This window comes from Bacillus cereus group sp. BfR-BA-01379, from assembly GCF_022663605.1.
GTDB lineage: Bacteria > Bacillota > Bacilli > Bacillales > Bacillaceae_G > Bacillus_A > Bacillus_A mobilis.
The window spans coordinates 1-9,322 of sequence record NZ_JAKUFT010000115.1 but is presented as its reverse complement, the minus strand read 5'-3'; the positions used below and the strand labels follow the sequence as shown (position 1 = coordinate 9,322).

The window sequence follows — 9,322 nt, the reverse complement described above, 5'->3', positions numbered from 1 at the left end:
AAAAGTAAAAGAAGAGTCTAAAAATAACATACAGTCTGCTAAACGTGAATTAACGGTAGTAGCGACAGCATATACTGCTGATCCAAGTGAAAATGGTACTTATGGTGGACGCGTTTTAACTGCGATGGGGCATGATTTAACGGCTAATCCGAATATGAGAATTATCGCAGTAGATCCGAAAGTAATCCCATTAGGATCTAAAGTATGGGTAGAAGGTTATGGAGAAGCTATCGCTGGTGATACGGGAAGTGCTATTAAAGGAAATCGCATTGATGTTTTAATGGGCTCAAAAAGTAAAGCTATGAATTGGGGAAGACAAACAGTTAAAGTTAAAATTCTTTAATAAATATAGTTATCTAGATAGAAGTCAGTTCTCTTTATTGAGGCTGACTTTTATTTTTTTAGTAGAAGTAAAATAGTTTTTTTAAGGGCTTATCACTAAATCTGTAATAAAACATAAAACGTGAATTATGTTTACAAATTAAAACTATTAAGAATGAGGTGAGGAAGCAAGTTTATTGAGAAGTGTAGAAGAATAGTATGTTGACAACGAAGGGTTAACGTATAATGAAATATATAAATTGGATCAAATCATTTACTAAACACTTTCACTCATAATAGTGTAATTAAGTTTAAAGGATTGGTGTATTTCATGAAAGAAGTAAGGGAATATATTGAAACAAAGAAACAAGGTGTATTGGAGTTACATATAAAAGAAACTGAAGAAAAGTTAGGTGCTGCTTTCCCAATGCAATATAGAGACCTTATTAAATTAGTTAATAACGCTGAAGTAGGGGAATGGATACTATATCCGATTAAAGATAGTAGAAATGCAACGAAAACTTGGGATGATATAGTTAGACAAAATGTTGACATGAGAGATGAGTATATGACAGAAAACCTTATTATAATTGGTGACGATGGTTCAGGGGATAAATTGTGCTTTAAAAAAAATAATGGAAAAATGGATGATGAAATATATATTTGGTATCATGCGGATGATGAAATGGAAGAAATATCTCCCAGTTTAAAAGAATTTATTTTAGAAACTATTCACGGAGACGATGCTTTTTAGTATTAATTATTATCATTTTGTGAATCACTCTTATAAAAAGCGAGGATAGAATATGACAATGGGATTATATGGGGAACAGTACAATGACATGAAAGGGTATAGGGTAGTAGAAGGGACAGATTCTTATAATCATTACTTTGGTGGTGAAGATTGCAATTTGCCAGTATGTAAGTTATGCAGTGAGAAGATGCATCAAATTCTCTGTTTTGATTTAAAAGATGAGAGGATTGCTGGACTTAAAAGTAGTGAGCTAGACATTTTACCTTTAGTTTCATGCTTGAATTGCTCGATGGTGTGGGAACCGCAATATTTTCAGTTAAGTGATGGAGGTAAAACGGTTCAAATCATACAGCAGTACAATACAGAAGAATGGATAATGGAAGAGGAATATAAGTTACCCGTTTCATTACCCAAAACAGCGGTAAAGCTTATAAATATGAAAAATGATGATATACCTATAGATGAAGATAGTTACTGGGAAGCTTTTGACTGGTTCGGTTCTGAATATGTATGTAGATTATTAGGGGCACCATTATATGATGATCTTCCAGAGAATTTAGCGTGTCCAACTTGTTTTAAAGAGATGAAGTATGTTGCTACAATTACACAAGATATCGAAGAACGCGGACTTATTTCGGTAGTTGATTTCCAGTTTGGGGAAATGAATTTATATTTTTATATATGTAAAGATTGTTCAATTATAAAAACTGAAATACAAGGTACATAACGAAAATAAGACTGACATATTCTGTCGGTCTTATTTTTGTATCGCAACATCAGTAAGAATCGCATCAAATATATCTTTTTGCGTGAAGTTATCTGTAAAAATAGCTTCTCTGGTAACTTCAATTGTATCGTGCGGATTATACCATTTTTCTAGGGAATCCTCACCAAATTCATGTCGTTTGTCCCTTGTGTTATGTCGTCGAATCGTTTCTTTTAACGATAAATCAAAGTAATATGTATAGACGTTTCCTTCAAAAAAATATATTAATTCTTTCAGCATATCACCGTATCTACGACTGTTTAAAATGCCTTCTAAAATAACAAATTCACATTTTCCTTTTCCGTACTTTGTAATTTCAAATAGTAAATTATGTGATAAATTCCCCATCGAATCGTGTACTCTAAGCATATCTCTACGTACAACATCCTGTGATACTAAAAGTGTACCTTGTCCGAAATGTTCTTGTAGTTGCTTTGCGATTGTTGTTTTACCACTTGCGGAGTTGCCTCTAAGAATGATTAAAGTTGATTTAAGTATAGGATTAGACATAATGTATTCCCCCAGCGCGAATGAGTATATAGAAAATTTTAACAAATAAAGTGCGGAAAGTGTATAATTAATAGGATTGAAATAAAAAGGTGGGAGTTAGATGGAACATGAATTAAATAAGGCGCAGCCGATTTGGAAACGGACATGGTTTCGCTATCTAGGGGCATTTATAATTGTTCAATTACTATTTATTATTTGTGAGATTACAGGATGGGCACCAAATTTTAAGCCAAGTGGAGAGTTTTTAAATAGAATTTTACATTCTGAATTTTTCACGGAATGGTTCACTCCATATGAAATTCCTCATTTTAATGTGTTTACAGCATTTTTTGCGATTACATTGTTACCATACGCATTAATTGGTGCAATGAAAGATTTCACAACAAGGAAAAATATAAATAATTAAGAAGAGGTATTATATGCTATTTCAAAAAGATTATGTATCGGTACGGTACGTAAAAGAAGAGGATGCACAGGTCATTTCAAAATGGTTAACAGACCCAGAAGTCTTGCAGTATTACGAAGGGCGAGATAATCCGCAATCTGTAGAAATGGTACTGGATCATTTCATACATAATCCCAATAGTCATGAAAAAAGGTGTGTAATAGAGTTTGATAATATGCCGATTGGTTATATTCAAATGTATCCAGTTGATTCTGAGTGGAAAGCGTTATATGGCTATGAAGAATCTCAAAATATATGGGGAATGGATCAATTTATCGGTGAGCCGACTTATTGGGAAAAAGGAATTGGAACGAAACTCGTTCAGGCAGCAATTACATATATTATGGAGAACACGGGAGCAGAAGCAATCGCAATGGACCCGAAAGTAAATAATGAACGCGCCATAAACTGTTATGAAAAATGCGGATTTAAAAAGGTGAAGATTTTAAAGGAACATGAGCTGCATGAGGGGGAATTAGAAGATTGTTGGATGATGGAGTATAAAACTATTGGGGGTAGATGAGATAAATGAAGGCGCTACTTGTATTAGATATGCAAAAGGCGATTTTAGAGTGTAAAGATTTTTCTGTTGAGAAAGAGTTAATCACAAATCTTTTAAAACGATTTAAAGCAGAAAATGAATCTATTATTTTCTTAAAACACCGAGATAATAATCCAGAAAGTACGTTGTATTTTGAATCAGCCGGCAGCGAATTAGTAGAAGAATATGCCGAGTTTGCGGATTATGTAGTTGAGAAGACAACCCCTAGTGCTTTTAAAGGAACAAGTGTTGAAGAGATATTAACAAAACATAAAGTTGATCATGTTGTAATCGTTGGATTTAATACGGAATTTTGCTGTTTATTTACAAGTATCGCTACTTTTGAAAAAGGCTATAAAGTTACGCTCATTGAAGATGCGACAGGAACTGCTAACGATGAAGAAGTATATGAAATGCCTGGGCTTGATATAAAAGATTTTATCGGATCAGTCTTGAATTAGTCTAATGTAATTGAAGTTTTGTATTATGATGAATATATAGAGACATATACAAAAAAGGGAGCTGCGCGAAATGAAAAAAGCTTTAATAGTAATTGATGTGCAAGCAGGTATGTATACAGCAGGAATGCCCGTACATAATGGAGTGAAGTTTTTAGAAATATTGCAAGAACTTATTGGGGAATGTCGGTCTAATGATATTCCAGTTATTTATGTACAACATAACGGACCAAAAGATCATCCGTTAGAAAAAGGTACAGAGGGCTGGAAAGTGCATGAGGCGATTACTCCGCAAAAAGGGGATTGTATTGTTGAAAAGACGACGCCAGATTCATTCCATAAGACAAACTTAAACGAAGTGTTAAAAGAAAAAGGGATTGAACACGTTATGATTTCAGGTATGCAAACAGAGTACTGTGTGGATACGACAACGAGAAGAGCGTTTAGTGAAGGCTATAAAGTAACGTTAGTGAGTGATGCACATAGTACGTTTCATACAGAAGTGTTACGTGCGGAAGACATTGTACAGCATCATAATGTAGTGTTTGGAGCGTTTGCTAATGTTATTGCGTTAAAAGATTTGAAAGCGACTGCCTTTAAATAAGAGGCAGTTTTTTTATTATAAGGTATATTTGAAACATTGTTCATATAATTTTACGTACCATATTGAATACATGAAAAAGGAGCACCACATAATTAAAAGGGCGCTCCTGCATCAAAAAGTTACTTCTTCTTATCTTTATCCAATATATTCTGCTCTTCAGCAAATTCCGTACCATATGCAAAGCGGCGATTAATATGAATGTTATCATTGTTGTGCCTTGTCTGTGAGTTAGAAAAGCGATGAACAATTACTTCAGATAATGTAAAGACAGTAGCGGAAAGGAAACTGCCCCATGCAATTTGCATGTAATTGTCTAATAAAATATTACCGAAAATCCATACGCTTAAATACGTTAGTAAAAAATCCGACATAATGGCGCCAGTATTGCCAATTCGGTTTAATATGATTTTATCGACGAACATATAGGATACGATTGTAACAAAGAGACTAAATGAAATAATTTGGACGAATGTTGCAGGGAAAAATAAAGCGAGTCCAATACTAAATGCGATAATGCACGATATAAACTTAATAAGAACTACAGTAAAACCATTCAATATTTACACCTCCGATTTATACATAGTTTTACAATAAATTTAGGAGTTCATACATTGTAACAAATATATTTACATAAAACTTTTTCACGTTCGTTTTTTGTCTAAATATTAAAAAAACAAAGAAAAAATGTTATAGTAAAATGAGAGTATATGACATTTTTAGGTAAGGGGGAATCCATGGTGTGGATTACTTCAGAAGTAGAAATTCCAGATGAGTTAATTGATCATCTTGAACAAGGAAAGTTAGTACTATTTGTTGGAGCGGGAGTTTCTATGAAAGGGAAATCAAACTTACCGAATTTTGATGATCTAGTTGATGAAATTGCGAAAACGTTATATGTGGAAACACGTGAAATAACAGAACCACATGATTATTATCTTGGTAAAATTGCGAAAACAAAAGACGTACATCAAGTTGCAAGAGATTTAGTTCATACTGAAAAATCAAAGCCGAATCCGCTTCATTATGCGATTCCGAGGCTGTTTCCTTTAGATACAGAAGTCCGCATTGTAACGACAAATTTTGATCGGCATTTTACAACTGCGATGAAAGAAATGAATAGAGAATTAAACGTATATTACGCACCTGCGTTACCTACAGGTCGAGCGTTTAAAGGACTCGCTTACATACATGGCAATATAGAACAAGAGAAAGAAGCATTAATATTAACAGATGGTGATTTTGGAAGGGCTTACTTGACGGAAGGATGGGCAAGAAGATTTTTAGTTGATTTATTCTCGAATTATACCGTTTTATTCGTTGGATATAGCCATAATGACCCAGTAATGAAATATTTAGCGACGGGTTTACCGCCAAGTACAAGGCGTTATGCATTTGTTGCACAAGGGGAAAATACGTACCACTGGGAGCATTTGGGAATACGGCCGATTGTATATCCGAATAAAGGCAATAATCATCAATCGCTCGTTAAAGCAGTGAAGCGATGGTCGGAATTAATGGGAGATAATTATATTACAAAACGAATGCGCATTCGTGACATAGTAACAGTTCCACCATCAGTAGAGCAGGAACAATTATCATACATAAAGCAATCCATAAAAAAAATTGAAACAGTCCGCTACTTTGTTGAATTTGCTCATGATTATGAATGGGTGGAATGGCTTGAAGCAGAAGGGAAATTACAAAATTTATTTTTAGTTACATCAAATGATAATGAGGTAGATGAACTACTTGCAGAATGGTTAGTGGAACAATTTCTGTTTAGTCATCAAAAAGAATTATTTCAATTAATTTTTAAAAATCATTCTAAACTATCTCCGTTATTATGGAAAACAATTTGTAGCTACTTAAACGAGACGAAAATTGAGATGGACCCGTTGTTGTTTGCAAGATGGACACTTCTTTTATTAGAAACAGCTGAAAAAGATAGTAAATCAATTGAAAAAATTTCTTACTTACTGCAAAAATGTTCTTTTCCTGAGCATAAAGAGATTGCTTTATTGTTATTAACGTTTATTTTGGATGGAAAGCTTAAGTTGAAGCGGGAAAGAAAATGGGGAAATGATACACAAGAATCGATAGAACTTGAGGAATCGAGTCGTTTACCATTGTCTACATTTTCTTATGTGGAGCAAATGTGGAATGAGAAAATGAAACCGTATATTTCCTATTATGCCGTACCAATTATGATGATGGGAATAGAAAAGATGCGACTGTTATCACTACGACAAACGGCTTTGAAAAAAAAGGATAAGGAAGATGCTGAAAAAGAGTTTCAGCAAAATGATCTTGCCTTTTTAATTCAAATTGTAAAAGAGTGTTTAGCTTATTTATGTGAAAACAATGAGAAAAAAGCAAATTATTATATTACAGAAATGATAGAAGCAAACAGCGTGCTTCAGACCCGAATTGCAATTGATGCAATGAATAAAAACATATTTGTTAGCGCTGATAACAAAATAAAATGGCTGTTACATGAAGGACTTCTTTTAGATGTCACGTATAAACACGAAGTTTTTCAACTTATAAAAAATCATTTCGCATCTTCTCTAGAAAAAACAAAGGAAGAAGTCATTCAGATTGTACTGAAAGACCTTGCAGAGGAGAGAGCATTTGATGTTTGTTTCGTATTAGATTTATTGTTCACTTGTGATTCAAATAGTCCATCTACAGCAAAAGGTTATGAGGTAATGAAGCAAAAACATCCTCACTTTCATTCTGAGCGATACAGTGTACAAAAGAAAGAAACCGCAGAACAAAGTATTACTTGTAATGTAACTGCTGATGGATTATTACAGCTGAAAGACGATGAAATTATGAAACAAGTTCGGCAATTTTCTCAAGACGGAGTTTTTGAACAACGTCATTTTTTAGAGATGTTATCGAAAGCATGTAAATTGAATATAGAATGGAGTATTTCATTTGCTTATCAATTAGTTAGTATGCATGAAATAAGTAATGAAGTATGGTTTGTTTGTATTAGAGAGTGGCGAAATAACCGAGGACTGACAAATGAACAAATCCAAAAAGTTATTCCGCTATTGCAGAAATTTGTTAGAAATACTGCTTTTCATTGGTTAATAAGTAGTTTTCTATATGAAATTAGTAATCGATTAGAGGAGCTAGAGGAAAATAGCATACGCAATGTGAAACGGTTTGCTTTTTCGGTATTCCCTCAAGTAATGAAAAGTGATACAGATTTTAAGCTTGGAAAACAAGATTTTTACAATGAATCAATCCAGCATCCTGTTGGAAAAATGACAGCTGTATTATTAAAACTGTTATCATATGATCATTTATACGATCGAAACGTGTATGAATATTTATTTTTATTTGAAGAACAAGTAAGAGTTAGTTCAGAGCGGACAAATTACATGTTAGCTCGTTTAGTAGCAGATATAACATTTCTTTATCATATTGAGAAGCAATGGTGCCGAAAATATTTGTTACCGTACTTAGATTTAAAGAAGGAAAATGAGATTACGAAATATGCATGGGCAGGCTTATGTTACACGCAAATCAATTTGCCTTTATTTACAGAAATGAAGCGATTTATTAAGTATGCGGTAGAACATTTGGAAGTATTGCATCCGCATACGAGGGAAGCTTTCTTGAAATGGCTTAGTTTTGTATTTATTAAATGTGTACTGTATTGGGAGCAAAAAACAGATTGGTTATACCCGTTGCTTATACAAGAAAATGAAGAAAATAAAATTAAATTTATGCAGTTTTTATGCTATTACGTCAAAACGTTAAGTGTAAAAGAACAACAAAAATTTTGGACAGCTTGGCTCAGTATATTTTTGCGAGAGCGACCGAAAATGGGTGAAATCACAGCTAGAGAATATGTAATGCTTTTACGCATTATTTTATTTATGGATGAAATAGTAGAAAGAGGATTATCGATAATATGTAAATCATTTTCGGACATGGGTGGAAAAGGGAATCAAACGGAGATAAAACAGTTATTGAACGAAATACTTGAAAAGACAGAGCGTATAAAAATGTCCAAAGATTTGTATGCAAATGTATTTTTTACTTTACTGCAAACGCTTCAGGAAGCCGATTTACTTGAAACGGAAATCATTCGAATAAAAGAAGTATTAATCCGGTACGGAGTAGAAAAGTATGTATTAAATGCAATAGATAATGAGATAATTCGCATCGGAATTGTTATGGAGAATTTACAAGAAGAAATGTAGGACGAAAGTGGAATTTTAAAAAATATATAAAAAGTTGTTGACAGTGTTTTGAAAAGCGTTCTATAATACGAATCATACTTATTCAATTTCAAAAAACATTTGAATAAACAAAGTGCAATGAAGAGATCACAGTAGTGGTTAGTCTTACTGTAACAGAGAGCTGGTGGTTGGTGTGAACCAGTACAGGGATAATCATGAATTACAGTCTTGGAGCATCTTTTTCGTAGTAAAGATAGTTTTGTCTTTATGAAGAAAAAGCGGTCAATTGATCGTTAACAGTGAAGAGAGGTAGACGGAAATTTAGTCTACAACTAGGGTGGTACCGCGATAAATATCGTCCCTACTGATTTATTCAGTAGGGACTTTTTGTATTTTAGTGGCCCAACTTGAAAATTAAATATACATGCGTTGAAAGGAAAAGCAGTAGTTGTTGTTTCCCTGTAACAGAGAGCTGGTGGTTGGTGTGAACCAGTACAAAAACAAGAGCGAATTACAGTCCTAGAGCATCTTTTTCGTAGTAAAGATAATATTGTCTTTATGAAGGGAAAGACGGTCAGATGATCGTTAACAATGAAGAGAGGTAGACGAAAGAAGTCTACAACTAGGGTGGTACCGCGATAAATATCGTCCCTACTGATTGAATCAGTAGGGATTTTTTGTACAAAAAAGTGGGTTTTTATCTAGTAGATAGTGTCCTTATAGT

General features: G+C 33.6%; 9 protein-coding genes, 1 pseudogene and 2 other annotated features. Of the genes and pseudogenes, 8 read left to right on the top strand and 2 right to left on the bottom strand.

The features are described from left to right. The 3 genes from MR113_RS25755 to MR113_RS25745 all read left to right on the top strand — a co-directional run. Nucleotides 1–343 (top strand): 3D domain-containing protein (locus tag MR113_RS25755; protein WP_242257320.1); only part of this gene is annotated, 343 nt, incomplete at its 5' end. Nucleotides 344–652: 309 nt separating this feature from the next. Then, nucleotides 653–1,075, top strand: coding sequence for an SMI1/KNR4 family protein (locus MR113_RS25750; RefSeq protein ID WP_242257319.1), 423 nt, complete (start codon nt 653–655; stop codon nt 1,073–1,075). Between the two features lie 52 nt (nt 1,076–1,127). Further along, nucleotides 1,128–1,802, top strand: a complete 675-nt coding sequence (locus MR113_RS25745; RefSeq protein ID WP_242257318.1) for a hypothetical protein — start codon at nt 1,128–1,130, stop codon at nt 1,800–1,802. 30 nt (nt 1,803–1,832) lie between these two features. Here the strand turns inward: MR113_RS25745 and MR113_RS25740 are convergent, their stop codons facing one another. Beyond that, nucleotides 1,833–2,351 carry a kinase gene (locus MR113_RS25740; RefSeq protein ID WP_242257317.1) on the bottom strand — a complete coding sequence of 173 codons (519 nt, stop codon included), beginning with the start codon at nt 2,349–2,351 and terminating at the stop codon, nt 1,833–1,835. 100 nt (nt 2,352–2,451) lie between these two features. Here MR113_RS25740 and MR113_RS25735 point away from each other — a divergent pair, with 100 nt between their 5' ends. The 4 genes and pseudogenes from MR113_RS25735 to MR113_RS25720 all read left to right on the top strand — a co-directional run bounded on the left by MR113_RS25735 (nt 2,452) and on the right by MR113_RS25720 (nt 4,399). Next, nucleotides 2,452–2,757 carry a YfzA family protein gene (locus MR113_RS25735; RefSeq protein WP_063260555.1) on the top strand — a complete coding sequence of 102 codons (306 nt, stop codon included), beginning with the start codon at nt 2,452–2,454 and terminating at the stop codon, nt 2,755–2,757. Nucleotides 2,758–2,770: 13 nt separating this feature from the next. Next, entirely contained in the window at nt 2,771–3,319 is a 549-nt protein-coding gene (locus MR113_RS25730) for a GNAT family N-acetyltransferase (RefSeq protein ID WP_242257316.1), read from the top strand. Nucleotides 3,320–3,324: 5 nt separating this feature from the next. Further along, nucleotides 3,325–3,894 (top strand): annotated as a pseudogene (locus MR113_RS25725) (isochorismatase family protein). Then, nucleotides 3,869–4,399, top strand: a complete 531-nt coding sequence (locus MR113_RS25720; protein ID WP_242257315.1) for a cysteine hydrolase family protein — start codon at nt 3,869–3,871, stop codon at nt 4,397–4,399. The pseudogene MR113_RS25725 and the gene MR113_RS25720 overlap by 26 nt, the downstream one beginning before the upstream one ends. Nucleotides 4,400–4,518: 119 nt before the next feature. Here MR113_RS25720 and MR113_RS25715 read toward each other — a convergent pair whose 3' ends face one another. After that, the gene (locus MR113_RS25715; RefSeq protein WP_242257314.1) at nt 4,519–4,956 is read right to left on the bottom strand and encodes a YndM family protein; all 438 of its coding nucleotides are present in this window, start codon (nt 4,954–4,956) and stop codon (nt 4,519–4,521) included. Nucleotides 4,957–5,106: 150 nt separating this feature from the next. On the opposite strand from MR113_RS25715, the gene MR113_RS25710 reads away from it, so the two are divergent. Further along, nucleotides 5,107–8,619 (top strand): DUF4020 domain-containing protein, encoded by a 3,513-nt coding sequence (locus tag MR113_RS25710; protein ID WP_242257313.1) that lies wholly within the window; start codon nt 5,107–5,109, stop codon nt 8,617–8,619. Between the two features lie 108 nt (nt 8,620–8,727). Continuing rightward, nucleotides 8,728–8,964: a binding site (T-box leader), on the top strand. A 54-nt stretch (nt 8,965–9,018) separates the two neighbouring features. Continuing rightward, nucleotides 9,019–9,254: a binding site (T-box leader), on the top strand. Nucleotides 9,255–9,322 lie beyond the last annotated feature (68 nt).

What these genes read in the sequence shown, in the direction of transcription:
- MR113_RS25750 (WP_242257319.1), top strand. Translation starts at nt 653, where the DNA reads ATGAAAGAAGTAAGGGAATATATTGAAACAAAGAAACAAGGTGTATTG.
- MR113_RS25745 (WP_242257318.1), top strand. Translation starts at nt 1,128, where the DNA reads ATGACAATGGGATTATATGGGGAACAGTACAATGACATGAAAGGGTAT.
- MR113_RS25740 (WP_242257317.1), bottom strand. Translation starts at nt 2,351, where the DNA reads ATGTCTAATCCTATACTTAAATCAACTTTAATCATTCTTAGAGGCAAC.
- MR113_RS25735 (WP_063260555.1), top strand. Translation starts at nt 2,452, where the DNA reads ATGGAACATGAATTAAATAAGGCGCAGCCGATTTGGAAACGGACATGG.
- MR113_RS25730 (WP_242257316.1), top strand. Translation starts at nt 2,771, where the DNA reads ATGCTATTTCAAAAAGATTATGTATCGGTACGGTACGTAAAAGAAGAG.
- MR113_RS25720 (WP_242257315.1), top strand. Translation starts at nt 3,869, where the DNA reads ATGAAAAAAGCTTTAATAGTAATTGATGTGCAAGCAGGTATGTATACA.
- MR113_RS25710 (WP_242257313.1), top strand. Translation starts at nt 5,107, where the DNA reads ATGACATTTTTAGGTAAGGGGGAATCCATGGTGTGGATTACTTCAGAA.